This window comes from Natranaerobius thermophilus JW/NM-WN-LF (genome assembly GCF_000020005.1).
Taxonomy (GTDB): domain Bacteria; phylum Bacillota; class Natranaerobiia; order Natranaerobiales; family Natranaerobiaceae; genus Natranaerobius; species Natranaerobius thermophilus.
Genome location: NC_010718.1, coordinates 2,532,648 through 2,553,091 on the forward strand (window position 1 = coordinate 2,532,648; position 20,444 = coordinate 2,553,091).

The 20,444-nt window shown below is 40.1% G+C and carries 17 protein-coding genes; 2 read left to right on the forward strand and 15 right to left on the reverse strand.

Annotated features, from left to right (window positions below; all coding sequences use genetic code 11):
- Positions 1 to 108: 108 nt before the first annotated feature.
- Positions 109 to 936 (reverse strand): WecB/TagA/CpsF family glycosyltransferase, encoded by an 828-nt coding sequence (locus NTHER_RS12035; RefSeq protein ID WP_012448787.1) that lies wholly within the window; start codon positions 934 to 936, stop codon positions 109 to 111.
- A gap of 21 nt (positions 937 to 957) precedes the next feature.
- Positions 958 to 1,860, reverse strand: coding sequence for a selenium metabolism-associated LysR family transcriptional regulator (locus tag NTHER_RS12040; RefSeq protein WP_012448788.1), 903 nt, complete (start codon positions 1,858 to 1,860; stop codon positions 958 to 960).
- A 382-nt stretch (positions 1,861 to 2,242) separates the two neighbouring features.
- On the opposite strand from NTHER_RS12040, the gene NTHER_RS12045 reads away from it, so the two are divergent.
- Positions 2,243 to 2,512: a putative Se/S carrier protein gene (locus NTHER_RS12045; RefSeq protein ID WP_012448789.1), complete on the forward strand. Its 270-nt coding sequence runs from the start codon at positions 2,243 to 2,245 to the stop codon at positions 2,510 to 2,512.
- Between the two features lie 106 nt (positions 2,513 to 2,618).
- Here the strand turns inward: NTHER_RS12045 and ltrA are convergent, their stop codons facing one another.
- The 13 genes from ltrA to NTHER_RS12110 form a co-directional block, all read right to left on the reverse strand.
- Entirely contained in the window at positions 2,619 to 3,887 is a 1,269-nt protein-coding gene (gene ltrA / locus NTHER_RS12050) for a group II intron reverse transcriptase/maturase (RefSeq protein ID WP_012447437.1), read from the reverse strand.
- A gap of 778 nt (positions 3,888 to 4,665) precedes the next feature.
- Complete coding sequence (locus NTHER_RS12055) at positions 4,666 to 5,604, reverse strand: glycosyltransferase family 4 protein (protein WP_012448790.1); 939 nt, start codon at positions 5,602 to 5,604, stop codon at positions 4,666 to 4,668.
- Positions 5,605 to 5,666: 62 nt separating this feature from the next.
- Positions 5,667 to 6,701 carry an LCP family protein gene (locus NTHER_RS12060; protein WP_012448791.1) on the reverse strand — a complete coding sequence of 345 codons (1,035 nt, stop codon included), beginning with the start codon at positions 6,699 to 6,701 and terminating at the stop codon, positions 5,667 to 5,669.
- An 83-nt stretch (positions 6,702 to 6,784) separates the two neighbouring features.
- Positions 6,785 to 8,167, reverse strand: a complete 1,383-nt coding sequence (locus NTHER_RS12065) for a nucleotide sugar dehydrogenase (RefSeq protein WP_012448792.1) — start codon at positions 8,165 to 8,167, stop codon at positions 6,785 to 6,787.
- A 50-nt stretch (positions 8,168 to 8,217) separates the two neighbouring features.
- Positions 8,218 to 9,420: a polysaccharide pyruvyl transferase CsaB gene (gene csaB, locus NTHER_RS15375; RefSeq protein ID WP_012448793.1), complete on the reverse strand. Its 1,203-nt coding sequence runs from the start codon at positions 9,418 to 9,420 to the stop codon at positions 8,218 to 8,220.
- Positions 9,402 to 10,706, reverse strand: coding sequence for a glycosyltransferase (locus NTHER_RS12075; RefSeq protein WP_012448794.1), 1,305 nt, complete (start codon positions 10,704 to 10,706; stop codon positions 9,402 to 9,404). The genes csaB and NTHER_RS12075 overlap by 19 nt, the downstream gene beginning before the upstream one ends.
- Positions 10,699 to 11,709, reverse strand: a complete 1,011-nt coding sequence (locus NTHER_RS12080) for a polysaccharide deacetylase family protein (protein WP_012448795.1) — start codon at positions 11,707 to 11,709, stop codon at positions 10,699 to 10,701. Before NTHER_RS12080 ends, NTHER_RS12075 begins: the two co-directional genes overlap by 8 nt.
- Positions 11,710 to 11,725: 16 nt before the next feature.
- The gene (locus NTHER_RS12085) at positions 11,726 to 12,670 is read right to left on the reverse strand and encodes an NAD-dependent epimerase/dehydratase family protein (RefSeq protein ID WP_012448796.1); all 945 of its coding nucleotides are present in this window, start codon (positions 12,668 to 12,670) and stop codon (positions 11,726 to 11,728) included.
- 39 nt (positions 12,671 to 12,709) lie between these two features.
- Positions 12,710 to 13,906 carry a glycosyltransferase gene (locus NTHER_RS12090; RefSeq protein WP_012448797.1) on the reverse strand — a complete coding sequence of 399 codons (1,197 nt, stop codon included), beginning with the start codon at positions 13,904 to 13,906 and terminating at the stop codon, positions 12,710 to 12,712.
- Positions 13,903 to 15,213, reverse strand: coding sequence for an O-antigen ligase family protein (locus tag NTHER_RS12095; RefSeq protein ID WP_012448798.1), 1,311 nt, complete (start codon positions 15,211 to 15,213; stop codon positions 13,903 to 13,905). The genes NTHER_RS12090 and NTHER_RS12095 overlap by 4 nt, the downstream gene beginning before the upstream one ends.
- 180 nt (positions 15,214 to 15,393) lie before the next feature.
- The gene (locus NTHER_RS12100) at positions 15,394 to 16,794 is read right to left on the reverse strand and encodes an ABC transporter permease (RefSeq protein ID WP_012448799.1); all 1,401 of its coding nucleotides are present in this window, start codon (positions 16,792 to 16,794) and stop codon (positions 15,394 to 15,396) included.
- Entirely contained in the window at positions 16,784 to 17,473 is a 690-nt protein-coding gene (locus NTHER_RS12105) for an ABC transporter ATP-binding protein (protein WP_012448800.1), read from the reverse strand. Before NTHER_RS12105 ends, NTHER_RS12100 begins: the two co-directional genes overlap by 11 nt.
- Before the next feature lie 144 nt (positions 17,474 to 17,617).
- Positions 17,618 to 18,160 carry a hypothetical protein gene (locus NTHER_RS12110; protein ID WP_012448801.1) on the reverse strand — a complete coding sequence of 181 codons (543 nt, stop codon included), beginning with the start codon at positions 18,158 to 18,160 and terminating at the stop codon, positions 17,618 to 17,620.
- Positions 18,161 to 18,623: 463 nt separating this feature from the next.
- Between NTHER_RS12110 and NTHER_RS12115 the strand changes: the two genes are divergently transcribed.
- Positions 18,624 to 20,375, forward strand: coding sequence for an ABC transporter substrate-binding protein (locus NTHER_RS12115; RefSeq protein WP_012448802.1), 1,752 nt, complete (start codon positions 18,624 to 18,626; stop codon positions 20,373 to 20,375).
- Positions 20,376 to 20,444: the final 69 nt, after the last annotated feature.

Here is a 20,444-nt window from a genome sequence, read left to right on the forward strand (position 1 = left end):
TTCACCCCTCAATCCTCACTACTATTTAAATCTAAATTATATTAATTGTAGATGGGCGATGTATAAAATGTAATTTATTATTAGATAATAACACTTCTACATTTTTTTTCAAATTTCCTCTTTAGAGCTAAAAATAATCTTGCCAATAAAACGTGGAATTTGCATTCCTCTACTAATTCGTTTGGGATCTGTGACTATCCTGTAAAACCATTCCAGCTTTAATTTTTGAAATATTTCAGGAGCCCGGTTAACTTCACCGGCAATAACGTCCAGACTTCCACCTATTCCCATACCTAAATTAATTGCCAGTTTGTCTCTATTTCTAGCCAAAAACAACTCCTGCTTAGGGCTTCCCATGGCTACAAATAGTAAACTGGCATCAGACTGATTAATTGTTTTTACTATTTTATCTTCCTCCTGTTGAGAAAAATAACCGTGATGAAATCCCTTGATTTGTAAACCGGGAAACTCCTTATTCATTTTTTTGATAGCCTTGTTGATAACCGTTTCCTTGCCCCCGAGAAAATACACTCCTGCACCCAGTTCTTCTGCCTGAGCCAGCAGTCTATGCATTAAATCTATACCAGTTACCCGACCTGGTAAATCATATCCTTTTCTATTCAAAGCCCAGACTACACCACTGCCGTCTGGTATCAGTAAATCTGCTTCTTCAAGAACTGAGCTAAGTTCAGGTTCATCCATACTCCTGAGAACTTTTTCGGGATTTTGTGCAAAAATAAACTTTGTTTCACAGGTCTCAACCGGATTGCTTAACCATGATTGTGTCAAGGACAACGCTTTATCATAAGTTAGCAAGTCCACGGGCTGACCCAGGACTTGCTCTCTCTTAACTATCAACTTTTCGTACTCTGTTGAATATATTCGTTCCCCTGTTTGATTATTAAATTCATTTTGATTATAATCCGTTGTACCCACCGTAACACCTCTCTGTTTCAGCTAAATTTTTTGGTCTTGTACATGAGCTATAAAGCGTTCACAAGTAGGGGAAAATACTCTATCCTTATGATAAATCAGATAAAATTTCCTTTCAGGCATCAGATCTTGTATGTAAAAACTCTTTAAGCTTGTATCTCGATTTAAGCTGAACTTGGAAACAAAAGAGACTCCAACACCCTGATGCACAAAGCTCTTAACTCCTTCCAGGTTATCCACCTGTCCGGCAATCTGTAAATTTTTGATAGACTTTTCCTGTTCCGCTAAGGTTTTTTCAAATACCTTTCTAGTTGCAGAACCCTCAGTTCTAATTATAAAAGGAAGGTCTAATAGGTCTTTCATATATAATACACCTTGTTTCTTTTGCTGTTCGTCAAGTTTTTCTTTAAATGGAGAGTCTGCAATTAACACAAGTTGATCATTAATTAAAGGTTTTGCAACTAATTTATCCGATGTTTTCGGTGAACCTACAAAACCCAGATCGGCTTCATAATTTAGTATATTTTCAAAAACCCCGTCGGTATCCGAAATAGTAATCCTAAAACTAGACCTGGGATACTTTTTTTGATATGGAGCCAGTAAATTAGGTAGTAAATAAATCCCAGGAGTTTGACTGGCATTAATTGTTATTTTACCGTCAATTTCCTGATTGAACCTAGCGAAGCTTTCATGGGCACGTTCCTTCATATCAAGTAAATCTACAGCATAGGGATAAAAATTTTGCCCCGCCTCTGTTAAGACAGCCTGCCGATTACGTCTTTCAAACAACTTCATACCACATTCCCTTTCTAAAGAATCAACATGAGCACTTACAGTAGGCTGTGTCAAGTACAGACGTTTTGCCGCCTTAGAAAAGTTCCCCTCTTCCACAATTGTTACAAACACTTCTAGCTGCCTGAAGTCCATAGTCAACCCTCCGATTTCTCCGAAACCCCTCCTCATATATACAGGGGGTTATAGTTTTAATTTTAGACAGCAATTTTATGATAATTTCATTATTTATGGTTTGTGAATAATTTCTAAAACAATTATAATTAAAAATGTAAAATTAGAATTTAATGTTTAGTTATATCTTAATGGCTTAATCTTGCATGGCGCTTAGTTTATTTTAGAAATTTTGGACAGTCTTTAAGCATCTGATAAATTAGACGAAAATCGAAGCCCATAAGTTACGGTTATACTGTCATGATTTTTGGTTATTCACAAGATATTTCAGGCATATAAAAGTGCTAATTTTAAAATGTTGTCGATAGAAAATTTTACTTATTAGAGAGGAGTTGATTATTAAATGTATTATGTAATCACTTTTCCCAGTACACACATGGCCATGAAGTTTGAAAAAATTGTTTTCCAAAATAAATTAACAGGAAAATTAATTCCAATCCCCAGGGAATTAAGTGCCAACTGTGGGCTATGTGCCAGGCTAGAGTCGGAACAGGACCTTAAGACAGCTATTAATACCTGTCAAAAAGAACAAATCCAATTTGAACAAGTCTATCGCCTTGATAGTCAAGGCGAAACAGCCCCAGAACCAATAGACCAGATCAACCAGATCTAACCAGATCTAAATCGAGTAGGTAGAAGCCACAGTAATTAGCTGTGGCTTCGTTCCTCTCACAGAACCGTGCTTACGGGCCACGTACACGGCTCCTAGTAGACCTCGATCACTTTCTAAAGTGATGCAAAATACCAACTTGATAGGTACTAATATTAATTAGACCTATCTCGTCAAACCACTTATTGGGTAGTGCTAAACTTATGAGAGGACTTGATGAGTTTCTCCATTTATTCATGGAGATTTTCTCAAATTCCCCTTTGTAGCCTTTTCTGCGAAGAGTTTTGTGTAGTTGTTTCCAACTTTTCCATTCTCGCATTTTCTTCATCCTAAGTCTTCTTCTAATCCATTTCATTAAGTTCTCAAATTGTTTCTTACAATTGGCTATTCGGAAGTAATTTGCCCATCCTCTTAATACTGGATTTAGCTCTTTTATGATTTCGGATAGATTTCTACCATGATTTCTTGGTGTAAGAGTTCTGACTTTTTCTTTGAATTTCTGTATCTTTTCAGGCTGGATGGATATGTTTTGACTCCTTATGATAACTCCTAGGTAGGGAACACCTTTGCGGTCATTTGTTATGTGAGTTTTCTCTTTATTAACTGTTAGTTTTAATTCGTCTTCTAATATTTCAGTAGCTATATCTTTATATCTTTTCGCTTGTCTTGGTGTGTAGGCGAATATTAAAATATCATCGGCATATCTTACTATTCGGATATTGCGACTCTTCATTTCTTTATCAAATCTGTCTAGGTAAATGTTGGTTAGTAGTGGTGAAATCACTCCACCTTGAGGGCTCCCTATTTCTGTGTCTTCTATGGCTCCATCTTCCATTACTCCGGACTTCAAAAATTTCTTTATTAATTTGAGAACACTTCCATCACTAACTTTCTTGGCTACTTCTTCGATAATCAACTCATGGTTTAATTTATCAAAGCATTTAGATAGGTCCATATCTACTACATGTCTTAGATTGTATTTATTAATGAACTGTTCTGATTTAGCTATTGCTTTGTGACATGAGCGATTAGGCCTGTATCCGTAGCTTGACGGGTGGAAGTCTGGATCAAAAATCGGTTGAAGTATATTTAACGTTGCTTGTTGGACTACCCTGTCTTTTACGGTTGGAATCCCTAATGGGCGAGTACTTCCATCTGGTTTGGGTATCTTAACTCGCCTCACAGGTTGTGGTTTGTATGCGCCAATTTTAAGGTCATGATGAAGGGTTTCCAGATTTTCTTCTAGGTTGGAGCCATAAGCCTCCACGGTTACCTGGTCTATGCCGGGTTTACCTTTGTTAGCTCTGACCCTGCGGTAGGCGTCTTCTAGATTTTTTTTGGAATAAATCTTGTCTATTAAACTGTACCATTTCTTCATCAATTGCACCTTCTTTCGCTGTGTGCCTTCCCTCTTTCTACACTTTTAGTTGTGGTTTCTTTGAACGTGCTTAACGGTGTCTCTAGCTCTTTGGCAATCTTACCTATCAGGGTACGCTCTACTTCCACTAGGCGGACGGTAAAGCAAGTAAGCTCGTCACCACCTGACTTTCCGTTCCCTTTAGCATTTCAGCTTCAGTTTTCTTCCTACCTAAAGTGTCTACTCGAGTTCTTGCTACACTCTTTGGTCTACTTTCACCCCTTCACACTACATAATTCCCTTTCGGTCATTATGCACCACTACAACCAGGTGTAGTGTCCTTTCGGTTTTATCCTCCAGACTGTTACCAGCTTTCTTTGGCCGAAAGTTCTTCACTACTACGGGTTCATCTGCCTCCTGCACTGCTTTAGTTAAAACTCATGTTTCCACTTGTCTTAACTTTACTTGTCGTCACAAGACAATACAGGTATCTCCCCGGTTAAGTCTGCTTGCCTGAATTTGAACGCATCCGTCCTAACCTTTTAGGTTATCCAGCTTTCGGGCTTCCCATAATTTGCAAGGTTACCCACCTAAAAGGCCATCCTCGGTTTGTTCTCACTATGTTCCAAATTCCCCCTTCAGCTTCCTTCAGACTCCACCGTCACCGGTGACGCCCTTGCCTTATGGTTGTCTTCCTGCTGGTTAGGTGACAGGGTTTCTTTCAACCCATCGGCGCGGCAGGCATGCCGGGCAAACAAATAACCAGCCTCTCTTCTTAAGAGGCCGGTTTATGTATTTTCTAAAATCCTGTGCCATTTTGAAAGAAGAGCACCGCTCCAATTCCAAAACCGACACTTATCAAGTAAATAAATAGAACAGCTTGTTTATGACTCATTCCCAAATTCAATAATCTGTGATGTAAATGACCTTTATCAGCCTGAAAAATTGGTCTTTTATGCCAGTATCTTCTCAATATGGCAAAGAATGTGTCTAGTATAGGTACTCCTAAAAGGAGCATGGGGATGATAAAAGTCACCATAGTAACACTTTTCAATAGGCCCATAACTGATAAAGCGGAAATCATATAACCAAGTAACAGAGAACCTGAATCACCTAAGAAAATTTTTGCAGGGTAAAAGTTGTATTTTAAAAAACCTAGGATACCACCCAATAAAGCTAAAGCTGTCAAGGCAACTAACATTTGTTCGTTTTGAACGGCTATAATGGCAAAAGCCGTTAACGCTATAGCTGATACTCCTGAAGCCAATCCATCTAAACCGTCAATCAAGTTGAGAGCATTTGTGACTCCCACCATCCACATTACGGTCACAGGGATACTTAAAACTCCCAAATAAAACAAGCCGTCAAAGGGATTGGTTAAGAACTCTACCTGATTTCCGAAGGCTATAAATACCAGAACCGCTGCCACCTGTCCACCCAGTTTTATTAGCGGAGACAATCCATATATATCGTCAAGCATTCCTATAACTAAAATCAATATTGAGCCCATCAAGAGCCCATAAAATTCAGTTTCTAATGGTACGTACATTATTAATGAAATCAAAAAACTCAAAAATATGGCAGGACCACCTAACCTAGGCATAACATGGTTGTGAATTTTTCTGCTTTCCTTTGGCTGGTCCACAGCCCCCACCTTATATGATATTTTTCTCAATAGTGGTGTCATGATTAAACTTAAGGCGGCAGAAGTTACCGCAACTTTAAGGTAGAGCTCCATAGGTCATAACCTCCAGTTCTAAACCTTTCTTTGATGTTTCTATTGCATTATCTCTGCCATTTTTAGGCTCTTAACTTATCTAGCTTTTGTTTACCTTCAGCTGAGCCTTCTTGTTCAGTATCTTCCTTATCTGTATCTTCCTGCTCCGTATTTTCCTGTTCCATATCTTCCTGTTCTTCATCGTCCTTAATGATATCTTTAACGGCTTGGCGACATTCCTCTTTATCAACCATATAATACCAAGCACTAGTTTTTTGACTTTCACCAGGTAATGTGGCTGTTTCCATATCGTCCCAGTTTATATTATGAAACGAAACAGCATGATTCATTAGCTCTGAAAGTCTAAAGTTCGTCTCTACATTATCACTGGCTTGCTCTAGTAGCTGGTTAATCTTGGTCACAGAGCTGAACTGCAACAACTCATCAATAACTTCTTTCACTAATTTCTGTTGCCTTTCCACTCTTCCCAAGTCGGCATCGGCATCACCGCGCCAGCGCACATATTGCAGGGCTTCTTCGCCGTCTAAAATCTGGGTTCCTGCCTGCAGGTTTATAATAGGGACTAGTTCTCCATCTTTCCATGTTTCATGGTACATATCTTGTTCTACATGAATTTCCACTCCGCCCAGTATATCAATGGTATTTTTAAAACCTCTCATATTTACAGTCACATAATTGTGGATGGGAATATCTAAAAACTTTTCCACAGTATCAATCAAATACTCGTGTCCACCATAAGCAAAGGCATGATTGATTTTTTCTTCACCTCTGCCAGGCAGCTCTACTTTGCTATCTCTGGGAATGGAAATTAGTCCCACATCCTTGGTTTCTTTATCATATCGAGCCAGCATGATAGTATCGGCCCGACCACGGCCATTTTCCCCATCAGCACCGATTAATAATACATTCAAGATATTTTCTTCTTCTGGAGGTACAGGTATTTCATTTCCATTGTTCTCATTATCCGCACTCTCGGGGTCTGGATTGTAAATTCCGTAATACAAGTCAGCCACACGATAACCAGCATATGCTGATGCAAGTAAAATAACGATCAGCAGAATTAAGCCAGGCAATTTTATTTTTTTAAAAAAGCTCATATATAGACACTCCTAAACTAACTTACAAATTCGCTTTTAATGACCGATATCCTTCCTTTGTGTCACTCTGTAAATAGTTACCATCACAAGATTACGTATTGAATCCCTTCTTTAGTAGCTTCTTCCCTGGACAGGGCTTTTTTGGGATCTAACAGCAAAGGTGAGTGGGGATTTGCTAACATTTTTCCTTTTAACTGTCCAAAATCCAAATTATCAAACTCTTCCTGTCGAGTCAAAAATATCACGGCACTGGCTCCCTGCACACACTTCCACAGGTCATTAACTTGACCTGCGATCAATCCAGAACTCACTTCTGGGTCGTAACAGTTTACTTCTCCACCTTGATGTAGCAATAGTTCTACAATATCTAAAGCAGGGCTTTGCCTGTGGTCACTAGAATAGTCTTTCATAGCCAGTCCCAAAATAGCTATTTTGCACTGATCTAGAGATTTCCCCTGCTCCTGTAACCTCTCTTTTAAACGCTCAACTACACGCCTGGGACGATAATCATTGATTTCACGGGCACTAGAACTTAAGTCTAAATCTAAACCGGCTTCTCTAGCCCTGGGTAAAAGATAATAGTAAGCATTTGGAATACAAAATCCTCCCACACCGGGTCCAGGACGCAATAAGTTGACCCTTTTGTGGGTATTGGCCAAATCAATAATATGGTGAATATCTAAATCAAGTTCCTCACATAAACCCGCAAATTCATTTACCATTCCTATATTAATATCCCTGGACAAGTTCTCTAGAACCTTTGACAATTCTACCGCCTCTATAGAAGGGGAGACAACAATTTCACCACCATCACCAAACAAAGAAGCCAGTAATTCACTTGCCCTCTTACGACCAGAGTCGGTGACTCCGGCAACCAGAGTTGGCATTTCACTGAATTCAAGAAAAGCTTTTCCTTCAGCTATACGTTCCGAAGAGTAAGCCAAATCAAAGTCTTCTCCTGACACCAAACCGCTTTCGCTTTCCAAAATTGGCTGAATCACTCTTTCAGTAGTACCAGGAACTACTGTACTCCGTACCAGGACCAGGTCATCTTTTTTCAATGATTGTCCTATTTCACGAGCAACTGCTTTCAGAGGACTATTATTTACTTCTCCATCATCCTTGATAGGCGCACCTACTGTTACTACGATAATCCCCGCCTGAGTTAGGGCTTGACGGTAATCATCCACTGGTATATATCTTCCCGAATCCAGTTCTTCCTGTAAGATTTCCTGAATTGATTTGCCCTGGTAACTCTCTAGGTGCTTGGTCTTCCCCTGCTTTAACTCTTTAATCAAAGCTTGATTAATATCAACACCAAATACCTTGAATCCTTTCATGGCAAAGCTAAGCGCCAGAGGTAATCCTACATATCCCTGGCCAAAGACAGCAATGGTATTGTTTCGCTTTAAACCGACAGTATTTACTTCCATTTTATTTTGATCCGTTTTATTAACTGGGTTCATATCAGTCTCTCCCTTTGGACAAGTTTTCTTCATAATCCTTTATATAACAATTAAGTCAAACAATCAAGTGTAAATTTAGCGGTATTCCTTGCCAGTCCCTGCAGACGTTTGGAATTGAACAAAAGTTTTTCTTGAATAGGTATAAAATTATCTTGAATTTTTCCGGTTAATTTTAATAACTGATCGCAGTTTATCTCTTCCAGTTCTAACATAAATGAAGATTGCTCCATTTCATCAAATACACTTGCTACCTTGGGCTGATAAGACAATCCTATAGTAGGAACACAACTTTTCAAAGAAAAAATAGCTGCATGTAATCTCATGGCAATATTAATATCCATCATAGAGAGTACAGTCAGCATTTCCCTGGGTGAACCTTGATAATCAAAAAGATAAACATTTTCTGTATTGTACATAAGTTTTCGCACTTTTTTAGAGACTTCCAAGTCTGGAAGATACTGCATAGGGATGAATAGTATTTTATAACCCTGATCACTCATTTCGTCTAAATACTGGGCAAGTTCGTGTATAAGTTTCTCATTCTCTCCCCATGAGCGCAAGCTGACTCCTATCCATTTATCACTAGGGTCTTGAGATTCAACACTATCACCCTCAAACTCATTATTATCAAGTTTAAGTGTTCTGGTTTTTTTATTGAAACAGGACCGGGTATCAAAATCCGGCAGTACTCTGTCCATGATTGATAAAATCTTGTCTTGGGAAACTGACTCCAAAGTGAAAGCCGGATCAGCAGTCACTTGAATTTTCTCACTAGAAACTCCTAAATGTTCCAGGAGCTCTTTAGAGTCATTGTCTCTCACTGTTATCAAGTCCAAGCCGGGCAAAATCCACCTGATTAATAGCTTACTCAAAGGCCTGTAAATTGGGCCTACCCCCTGGGCATAAAAAACTACCGGTTTGCGAAACAATTTTGCTAAAACGACCCGGGATAACCAGTAAGGTACTACTCGAGGATGGGCATCTTGAAGCAGACCACCACCCCCGCTGACAAATAAATGGCAATTTTTTATTGTAGAAACTACCTGTTTCATTCCAGATAACATTCTTCCCGTATAAACAGATTCCACTCCATGTTCTCTTTTCGTTGCTTCCGGTTCCCTTGAAAACACAGTGAAATGTAATTGTTCTTGGCCCGATTCTTCTTGCAAGTTTTGAATAATGGAAGATAGAATTGCCTCATCACCTGTATTACCCGCACCATAATAACCTTGAATTACAATGTTTTTTCCCATAGCTCCTCCATCCTTTGAACTCGTTTTTCCCAGGAATGTTCCTCGGCAAACTCCCTGCGCATCCTTCTTATACCCGGAAGCATTCCTTCTTGATGATATTTTTCCTCCATAGTCAGGGCTTTCTCAATTTGAGATAAAAATTCCTCTCCATTATTAGCCAGATATAAGTATTCTTTGAACTCCTGTAACTCCCGTAAGTCTGTAGCTACTACTGGTTTCCCTCCAGCTAGATATTCATAGACTTTTACTGGATTAACCCTCTCGGTGAGCCGATTCTTTTTAAATGGACAGATAGCTATACTAAAAGCCTGGAGTATTTGAGGCAGTATTTTATAATTCATAAATCCGGGAAAGTAAACATTTTCCCGATGAGCCAGCGGGCCAGGGTCAACTCCCAGGGGACCAATCATAAAGAATTTCCACCGGGGCCTGGCCTGTGCCATGTAATCTACCAGAGATAAATCCACCCAATCTCCAATACCACCGATAAACCCAATTTTAACTTGGTCCAAAGCGAGTTCTTCAGCCACTTCTGGGGAAACCCCCAGGTCTGTCAGTGTTTTCTTATCAGGCCCAGAAGAAGAAACTCCTGTACCTAATCCTTTAATCTCAGAGGTGTTTTTCTTTGGTCCTTTATTGCTTCTAGATCTGATTTTATTTTGCTCTTCTTTATCCTGGCTTTCTTTATTGTTTATGGCAAAATGCTCCACCTGGGCACCATTGGGCACCAGATGACAGTTAGAATTAAAGCCCTTTTTATCTTCATACAGGGCATATGCAGTAGTAAACACCAGATCTGCTCGCTCCAATAAGTTAATCTCCAATTCCCTCATCAATTCATCATTATGCCCGGAAAAGGATGCGTGACAATCCACACAGTCATAAATTACCTGACTGTCGGGAAAGTATTTGAGCAAATCCACAGTATTGGGAAGTGTAGTGAAAATCATCGGATCTGAAAAATTTAGCTTTTTGGTGACTTTTTTCAGCTTCCTACCCATGGACTTTTGATTAATGGGATTTATCCCTTTTATCTTACCTTGAAATGGTAAAGTGGGTTTTGGTGCATACAGGTATAAATTGTCCTTTTCAGGATGTTTTCTCAATCCCGAAAACCACTTTTTAATGGCTCGAGGTTTTTTTAAAGGCGCTAGTAAAGAATAAGGCGGTTCAACATAAATCACCCGGTTATTTTGTGCTAACCGCATAACAGTCTGTTGAGGCCTGGCAAATACGTAATCCCAGTCTACAGCACTAAAGTAAATTATGTCCTTATTTTTAATCATGGTCCGGTTCCTCCTCATTCAAAACAGGTTCAAATATCTCTTTAAATTCTTCCATGGTCATGTCTTTAGTAATTCCAAATCGAAAAAGCCGTTGAGGATGAGACTCTTTTGTGACATAATCTTCCCGAACGAGAAAAGTGGCCTCATAACCTGCTTTTTCTACTAGCTCCTCTGTATGACTGTTCCAGTCTCCAAAAGGATAGGCAAAGTATCGAATTTCTTTATTCAGCTTGTCCTCCAAGACCTGTTTCGATTTTTCCAGTTCATACCCAATTCTCTCCCGCCATTCCGAAGTACTTTCCCCTTCCTTTTGATCAGTGAAAGGATCGTGGGAAACTGAATGGCTTTCGATAGAGTGTCCCTGATCTTCAAGATCTTTGAGCTTTTCTTTGGACAAAAAGTCATACTCACCTACCTGCTTACCAATTCTCTCGGTAATCATAAATATATATGAGTTAAAACCATACTCCTCCAGTATAGGTATTGCCTGTTCATAAGTACTGGCATAACCGTCATCAATTGTGATTAGTACAGGACGGTCAGGAAGGTGGTTATCATCGCCATCTTCAATAAATCTAAGTAAATCTTCCATACTAATGGCAGAAAATCCGTGTTTATCTAGAAATTCCATCTGTTTTTCCAGCATATCCGGAGTAATGGTTGCACTAGTCTCGGGGTCATCATCAAAATGATGATACATTAAGACAGGTATTTTAGTATCTTGGTCAGATGGCTTATTCGTATCCTGATCCGATTGCTCATGTGTATTTTGATCAGATTGCTCATCCTGTTCTGATTCCTCAATTTGCTTTGAGTCCTTAACTTGCTCTGACTCTTCTTGAGCTTGGTTTTCTTTATCTTCTGATAAAGGAGCCTGTGTGTCATGGTTACAACCCTGAAACAACAAAGCCCCACTCATGGCAACAACTAAAATCCCTATTAAGATCCACTTAAAAACCAAATCAGAACCTAGAGCATGTCTATTACTGTCATACTGCAACAAGGGATACCTCCTTCCATCAAACATCTTCTTCCTTGACAGTTTTTATTAATCCTGACTCCAAGGAATGTTGTGCTTGAAATCCTAGATTAGTCCGGGCCTTTTCTGAGTTAAATACACTTCTATATATATCGCCCGGTCGTCGATTTGTATATTCATAGGGCAACTCTCTGCCCAGGATGCGAGCTAGACTGTCTACCAGTTCACTAATGGAAGTTTCTTCACCGTAACCGACATTAAAAACTTGACCACTTCCCCTCTCAAGGGCCAGAAGATTAGCTCTAGCTGCATCTTCAACATATACAAAGTCCCTGGTCTGGCTGCCATCTCCATGAATTATCAAAGGAAGTCCCTTTTTAATTCTATCCATAAATACCGCCACAACGCCTCCATCGGCTCCAGGGACCTGACGGGGCCCATAGACATTGGCATATCTCAGAACAGTGTAATCCATCCCAAGGTTTACCCGATAACTTTCAAGATATTGTTCAAAGGCCAACTTATTAATCCCATAGGGCGATAACGGCTTTTTTTCGTGTTCTTCCTTTAACGGTAATTCCGAGGGGTCTCCGTAAACAGCAGCTGTCGAAGCATATACGAACTTTTCTACTCCGTTATTACTAGCTTCTTGGAGTAGGTTTAAACCACCCATGAGGTTTATCTTGGCGTCTTCCTCTGGGTCTTCCAAGGATTTGCTGACACTTACCTGAGCCGCCATGTGAATGACGTAGTGGGGTTTTTCCTTTAGAAATATACTTGAAAGATCTTCTGTGATACATAGTGAATAAAACGCGGCTGATTCCGGAATATTACCAGTTTGTCCCGTAGATAGGTCATCCACAATCACAACTCGATATCCTTGATCTATTAAGAGTCCAGCCACATAGGAACCGATAAATCCGGCTCCTCCTGTTATCAAAACTGTTTCCTGGCTGTTGTTATTTTTCTTATTTTCACGACTCATGCCCAACCGACTCCTTCCTCATACCCGTTAATCATCCAATCATCCGGGTTCCCTTTTTGAGTTAACAGTCTTTTGATATAATTTCAAAGTTTCAGTGACAACCCGAGAAAAATGATGGTCTCGCTCAACTCTCTCACCAGCTTGGCCACCCAATTTACGGCATAAATCCGGGGATTGCCACAGTCTCTTTAAAGCTTCCGCTAGTGTTTTCGGGTCTTTTGATGGTACCATGAGGCCAGTTTCGCCTTCATTAACCACTTCAGATACTCCCCCTACCCGACTAGCCACCAATGGTAACCTTGCTGCCATAGCTTCCAATAAAATGATAGGCATACCCTCCATTAAAGATGGCAGGGTAAATATATCAGCCATTTGGAAGAAAGCAGGAATATCCCGCCGAAAACCAGTAAAGATAACTTTTTCTTCAATCCCCAAGCTCTTGGCCTTAGAAGATAAGCTATCACCTAGGGGACCATCTCCTACGATGACAAGATAAGGCAATTTTTCTTGTGAGTAAGTACCAATATCCTCTTCTTCTGTCAAATCTTCCAATAAGTCTTTAAAAGCTTCCAGGAGATAATCTTGACCCTTAACCGGAACAAGCCGACCTACAGTCAAAATTACCGTCGCCTCTTCCGGAATCCCCAGTTCTTCCTTCAAGGTAGTAGGGTCACTGTCGGAGTTAGTATCAGGTGAAAATTTCTCTGTGTAGATCCCATTTGGCACCAAAGCCAATCTGTCTTCTTCAATACCGTCCTGCAAAAGCTCCTGATACAAACCATCAGATACTGCTATAAAACGATGAACAACTGCTCGCAAGCTCTTTTCCATAAAAGGATAAATAAATCTTTTCCAGCTGTTTGTGTAATCATGATAAATAGACGAATGAACTGTAGTAAACATTACGGGTTTTAGATCAGATAACATAAATTTGTAAGTCAATCTGCCAATAAAGTTTGCTCTCACCCCATGAGTATGGAGTATATCTGGCTTCCTTTCCGCCAGGTATCTAATCAAGGGAGAGATAACTCTAAAATCCAACATTCCTTTCATGGGAATAACTTTGATGGGAAGACCACGTTCCCGTGCGTCTTGAGTTAAAGGCCCTTCCATTAAAGATACCAATTCGATATCATGGTCATCATCTGTATTTTGAACAAGTTCTTCCAGGAGGCTTAATACCTGAAATCGTGAACCGCCTCCTTCGCTCCCGCTGATTAAATGAATTACTTTCATGCCTGTCCCTCCCTTTCGTAAAGCAGAGGTAGAGCATGAAGTACACCTACCAGAATCCAAAAGTAAGTTCCTACCACCAGGACTTCAAAAATACTGGCAGTTCCGTTCTGTATAAGGACGGCAAATAAACCGGCAAGAATCCCTCGAGTTAGTTCCTTGGAGTAGGGATCTGATAACCTTTTGAGATTGCGATAACCTTTCAAGAAAACACTGGCCATTAACCACAAGAAGATACCCAATCCGACTATTCCCATTTCCGCACCAGTTTTTAAGTAATGATTATCTACCCACACTGCACCCGGCATATCATGGCGCATGGCTACAGTATCCCCAAAGGAACCCAAGCCTGTCCCGAATACCGGATTATCTATCATTCGCACAAAGGCCTGACGCCAGTAAAACAAACGACCTGCTTCTGAACTTCGTTCAATGTATTCTGGTGAAAATGCGTGGAATAATCTGGAAGTTATGGTGTCAGGAAGTACCACAGGCATTAAAACCAACAGTATCATGAACAAGATTATAAATCGTTTATCCTTCATGACCATCAATAACCCGACACCCGCCATACAACCAATCCAGGCTCCTCTTGAAAAAGTGAATAACAGTGTCAGGCCCATAACTAATACTATAGCCAAATAAACTATCCGCCACTTCAAAGACAATTTCCGCCTAAGGCCCAGGCTTAGAGACACAGGTATAAACATAGCCATATAAGCACCTAAGGCATTAGGATTTCCAATAGTTGAAAACACACGAGTACGAATGTTTTCCATATCCCTGTCGATCCAGTTAGCCGGAGTTTCAAAGGCAAAGATATACTGAAGCACCCCGTACAAAGCCACAATAGCCGCCGCAATCAGCATGTATGTAACCAATTCCTGAAGAAATTTGCTGTCACCTACGTTTTTTAAGGCATAAAACACAATTAAGTACCAAAATACCACCTGTCCCAACACTCGAAGGCCGTCAATCCCTACAATGGGGGGAATTCCATTAACAATGATAGTAATAGCGGCAAAAGCCATCAAAACAACATAGGGCATGTCAGTTTCGGTTTTATGATAGGCCGATAGCCATCTACTTTTATATAAGTACACCAGCATGAAAAAACCGGCCAGCATTAAGGCATCATTCCAACCCCTGGCCAATGGTGTAGGTAATCCAAAGTTCCTAAAGAAAAAGTCAAACAATGAAAATAGTGATACTATTATCAAAAGGATGCTTAACCCTGTAAAAATTAAGCTACGAACTTGTTCTCCTCGTTCATTATTTAATAATTGGTAAGAAGTACTTTTTCCATTCATAAGCAACTCTCCCTTTTTGGAACCTAGTTATGCCATCTATATTTTAACATAATTTACTCGCCCAGTGACAGGTTTAAGATTTTTCCATATCAACTTTTTTAAGACTTTCAGCAAACTTTTCTTAAATAAATTGTACGATAAACACCAGCAGAAAACCACAGCTCTAACTATGGGAATACATCAAAGCTCACGCTTTAGGGCTTCTAATACATTAATTCTAGTAGCTTTTACCGCTGGTTTCATCCCGGAGACAACAGCTACAAAAAAACACAATGAAAAACCCGTTATCACAAGAACAGGTGCCACGTAGGACAGTTGCACAATATCGGGTAATTCCGTCTCAAAAGTATTCTCCAGTAAATAAGGGAGTAAAGCATTGATTCCAGTACTAGCAATCAGGGCGATGGCAATACCTAAAAACGCCCCTATTACTCCTATATAGATACTTTCCAAAAGAAAAATCTTACGTACAGTTCCAGGATGAGTGCCAATGGCCTTCATTATGCCAATTTCATGGGACCTTTCAGATACTGCCATGGACATGGTATTATAAATTCCTAAAGATGCAATTACGATTCCAATAAGTCCCACAAATATCATGGCAATATGTAAAAATTGAAAATAGAAAGCTACATTATCAATAATATCAACTACGGCAAAGGCTCTAAACCCTTCTTCTTCCAGTTGGTCTGAGACATGTTCTACTCGCTCTACTTCGTGGGCAAAAACATTAACCCCTTCATACAGACCGCCACTTCCCGGGGCCATTTCCATCATCTGATCAAATTCATCGCCCACTTCCTGGCCAGTTAGTTCCAAAAGAACTTCCATGGAACCTCCCAAAAACTGCATTATTGTATCAATCAGTTCGGGAGACACAACTTGACCCATAGGGGTACCTGTAAAATCTTGTATTTCATCTAAAATACCTTTTGGTAAGTAAATACTGTAATTAGTGCTGAAGGGATTGTTAGGAGGGCCAAATTCCATGCCTGCCATTTCCGAAGAATCAAATATTCCTACGACCTCTAAATTAAAATTTTCCTCCACCTGAGCATCACCCACACCACGGCGAATGATCATATCAATTTCACGGCCCAAAAGCTCCTGGGCCTCTGTTTCTAGATCAGACAACTGGGCGAACTTCCGATCTAATACCACTTCCTGATCATTTTCAGGAATCCTCCCCCGATATAGTTCACGGCCGGCCTTTATTTCAGAAGCAAAATCTACAATTCCCACAGACAAGTCTGTTCTGTGAGAATTTATCTCAAACTTGGGGAGTTGACCCAGGCGGGCACTGCGGGTGACAACCTTCACGTCTTCCATTGCTTCGATCTCTTGGATATGCTCTCTGTTGAGTTCTGTATTATCCCCTGTTACACCATAAACTGCAATTTGATTTAATTCAGACTGGGCGAGTAATCCCTGAATCACAGTTTTTTGAATACCAAAACCAAAGGAAGCTAGAAGAATTAAATACCCACAGGCAATGGCGACAGCTATGATAGTCATGACAGTTCTTGATTTATTATTTTTGAGATTTCTGTAGACCAGATTGTTCATATCCCTAAAAGTCACGGTCATCATCCTGTTCTATAATGTGACCATCTTTCACCCGAATAATTTCATGGGACTTTTCAGCTACTTCTTTATCATGGGTGACCAAAAGGACTGTAATTCCTAGTTCATCGTTCAGCTGATAAATTAACTCCAAAAGCAGTTTCTCATTATAAGAATCCAAACTGCCTGTGGGCTCATCAGCTAATAAAATTTCCGGATTGTTGATTAAAGCTCTGGCCACACTAGTCCGCTGCTGCTGCCCTCCCGAGAGCTGATCAGGGTAGAATTCGGTATGGCTATATAAACCCACTTTTTCCAACATTTCAAAGACCAATTCTGTACGTCGTCCTGGTGAAATGCCTTTAACCATTAAGGGCATTTGAACGTTTTCAAAGACTGTCATGGATGAAATTAGCTGATAGCTTTGGAAAACAAAGCCCAAATTATTTAATCTAAACTTGGCCCATTCATTTTCATTGAAGCCCGTGACATCTTTGTCATTTAATACAATCCTACCTGTTCTGGGTTTGAGATAACCTGATAAAAGATTAAGGAGAGTAGATTTACCCGAGCCACTTTTACCCATAATAGCAGCTATTTTCCCCTGTTCTATTTCGAAGTTGATATTATTGAGGACTGTAAAACCAGTATTATTCCCAACAGGAAAGGTATGGCTTAAATCTGAAACTTGTATCACATCCCGATCCCCCTGATTCATAGGTGAATAATAGCTTTATATGGATTTAAAAATGTATTGGAGTTAGAATATTATTCCCTGAGGGGTCAAAAATTATTTTAATTGAACGAATTATACGGTTTTGGCAAAAAAAAAGCCGGAGCATTAGTTGCCCGGCTGAATCTCGTAATCTCCTCTTACCATTATGTACGCTTTATGCCTAATACTCATCCCCCGACCATCGTCCCTGGGAAAGAGTAAGTGATGGTTCCTAGGGATATCTTCATCTGCATCGATATCATTACCAGCGGTCAGATCAGCTATTCCTCCTTGAGGAGAAGTAATAGCATTACCACGGCCAGCTCTCAGGATCATTTCCGTACCATCCCCAGCCATGATAGTGTCTCCTGCTTCAACTTGCACCACTTCAAACTTATCTAAATTGCCCTGAGGCATGTCCAAGTCTTCCAGGTCGTTTAGTTGAGCTAGCTGATCTTGTAACTTTTTATCAACCTCTTCTAGTAATTCATCTTGCAAGTCGTATTTTAACTCATCTTTTAATACTTCTTCCACATAACTCTCGGTTACTAGAGGGTCATCCTTAGAGCCAGGCTCCGAGACATTGACCGCGCCAGCCCACACAGCTTGTCCCAAAAGTAAAGCTCCTAATACAGTAACAGTAATTATTAAGGCAAGTTTTTTTGACATATGTACTCCTCCATTTTTAATTTTCTATTAAATTCGACAATTTTATAGCTAAATTATACCATAAAGCACCATCAAATAAAACGGAGAAACCTTTAAAACTTGATTACGGCTCCTTTGAGATACTCCCACAGCTGAAGCATGGGCTTTTGCTGCTGTTTATCGTAAACAATTTAAGTTTCAGTTATCACACAATAAACAAATTAAATCAATGTATTGTTAAATATTAATTTTTTTAGCAGGTATTAACTATCTCTATATTGAACCATCTAAGAACACAGAATATTCTTAATTTTCAGATTTAATTTAATGATAGATAAACTTCTAATTTCGGTGACTAGTTAATAATGTATATATTACAAATAGTAAAGTTTTAAGTAATCAAATTTATTAAGGGGGGGGGATTTCAAAAAGTATTACCGAGACAAAAGACAAGTTTAATCAAATTTTTACAGGGGGGTTTAATTTGAAAGGTTATTGGTGGACCTTTGTGACTGTGTTAGTCTTAAGTTTTACCTTAGTGTTTACTGGCTGTGGCCCCGATGATGCCGATCCTGCCGAAGAAGAACCAGAAGAAGCTCCTGACCCCGACAGAAAAGTTGAAGAAATTGTAATCAACACTACCACTATGGATTACGACCCGGCTAGAAATGAAGTCGCCAGGTGGGTAGGAGATACTTTTGAAACTGAACTAGGCGTTGATGTGGAAGTTCAACCTAGAGAGTTTACAACTTTAGTAGACTCAGCTCGTCGGGATCCTGGTGAATCTGAATGGCAAGCCATCACTCTAGGTTGGTCTGGGCGGATAGAGAGAGCCGACCCTGACATGTTCACTCACACCTTGTTCCATTCCGATCAAGCTTACGACGGTGGAAACAACTATCATAATTATGAAAGTGATGAATATGACGAGCTAGCAGAACAGGCCAGGATGGCCTTCGATGAAGATGAAAGACAGGAACTGGTCTATGAAATGCAAGAAAAATTAGCTGAAGATATTCCCATGATTGTATTGTACAACGAGGCTGAACATCAAGCTCAAAACGTGGAACGCTGGGACAATGTAATACAAACTCCTGAAGGAAAATACAGTGAATGGTTCCCCTATTACGCTGAACCATTAACTGATGATGATCATTTTAGAATCGGCTATACCCAGGATTTGGATACATTTAACCCACTAGCAGCTACCACAGTTTTTGAGTGGAAATTACTACGACTAAATTACGACAAATTGTTCCGAGTTGGCCCTGATATGGAATTGAGGCCCTGGATGGCTGAAGATCACGAGGTCGTAGACGAACAAACCATAGATGTGGAACTTCGGGACGGTTTAGAGTTTCATGACGGTGAACCTGTTACACCAAGAGACGTTAAATTTACCTTTGATTACATGACAGACTGGGGAGTAGGTTATTTTGCCGGTTTCTTAGATCCTCTAGACGAAGTGGAACTACTTGAAGACGAAACAATTCGCTTCCACTTGGAAGAACCCAATGCAACCTTCTTGACAAATACTTTAACCCAAATTGTCATCTTACCAAAACACATTTGGGGAGACTTAGTTGAACCAGAAGAGGATCATGTTTGGGGAGAAATGATGGATGATCCCAGTCAAAGCGAAGGATTATCCCACCCCGATGAATATGAAAATGAAGAAGCCATCGGAAGTGGACCTTATGAACTGGACTACTGGAACCGAGGTGAAGAAATCAGCCTTGTTCGCAATGAAAATTACTTTGACCATCCCGATTACTATGATGCCGATGAAATAGATGTAGAAAGGATTTCCTATATAATTTACGGACACGAAGAAGGTGTTATGGGCGGCCTTGAACACGAAGAAATTGACCTGGTAGGAGATGCTTACATGTCCGATTACGTGGATAGAGTTGAAGAAATGGAGCATGTGGAATATTCCGGACACACATCCATCGGTTTCCACTATTTATCCTTCGATCTCAGCGAACCACCTTTTGAAGACCACGCCTTTAGAGAAGCAGCTGCCCACTTAATAGATGCCGAAGAACTACTGGATATTGTCCACGGAGGTTACGGAGAACCCGGTGGTGCAGGTAGAGTAATTTCACCATCAGTCGAGTTTTGGAGAAATCCCGATGTGCCAGAATACCCCTTTGACCCAGACCGAGCAGTAGAAATTTTAGAAGACGCAGGTTATGAATTTTACGATGGAGATCTCTATTATCCCGAAGACTAAACATGGGCACAACATGAGTAAAACATGAGCATAACAGGGTAAGGGGGCAAACTTGGCCCTCTTATCCTG

Excerpts from the sequence above, each read along its gene's own strand:
- NTHER_RS12055 (WP_012448790.1), bottom strand. The coding sequence starts at position 5,604 with ATGGAGCTCTACCTTAAAGTTGCGGTAACTTCTGCCGCCTTAAGTTTA.
- ltrA (WP_012447437.1), bottom strand. The coding sequence starts at position 3,887 with ATGAAGAAATGGTACAGTTTAATAGACAAGATTTATTCCAAAAAAAAT.
- NTHER_RS12110 (WP_012448801.1), bottom strand. The coding sequence starts at position 18,160 with ATGTCAAAAAAACTTGCCTTAATAATTACTGTTACTGTATTAGGAGCT.
- NTHER_RS12065 (WP_012448792.1), bottom strand. The coding sequence starts at position 8,167 with ATGAACCCAGTTAATAAAACGGATCAAAATAAAATGGAAGTAAATACT.
- NTHER_RS12075 (WP_012448794.1), bottom strand. The coding sequence starts at position 10,706 with ATGATTAAAAATAAGGACATAATTTACTTTAGTGCTGTAGACTGGGAT.
- NTHER_RS12085 (WP_012448796.1), bottom strand. The coding sequence starts at position 12,670 with ATGAGTCGTGAAAATAAGAAAAATAACAACAGCCAGGAAACAGTTTTG.
- NTHER_RS12090 (WP_012448797.1), bottom strand. The coding sequence starts at position 13,906 with ATGAAAGTAATTCATTTAATCAGCGGGAGCGAAGGAGGCGGTTCACGA.
- NTHER_RS12060 (WP_012448791.1), bottom strand. The coding sequence starts at position 6,701 with ATGAGCTTTTTTAAAAAAATAAAATTGCCTGGCTTAATTCTGCTGATC.
- NTHER_RS12045 (WP_012448789.1), top strand. The coding sequence starts at position 2,243 with ATGTATTATGTAATCACTTTTCCCAGTACACACATGGCCATGAAGTTT.
- NTHER_RS12095 (WP_012448798.1), bottom strand. The coding sequence starts at position 15,213 with ATGAATGGAAAAAGTACTTCTTACCAATTATTAAATAATGAACGAGGA.
- csaB (WP_012448793.1), bottom strand. The coding sequence starts at position 9,420 with ATGGGAAAAAACATTGTAATTCAAGGTTATTATGGTGCGGGTAATACA.
- NTHER_RS12040 (WP_012448788.1), bottom strand. The coding sequence starts at position 1,860 with ATGGACTTCAGGCAGCTAGAAGTGTTTGTAACAATTGTGGAAGAGGGG.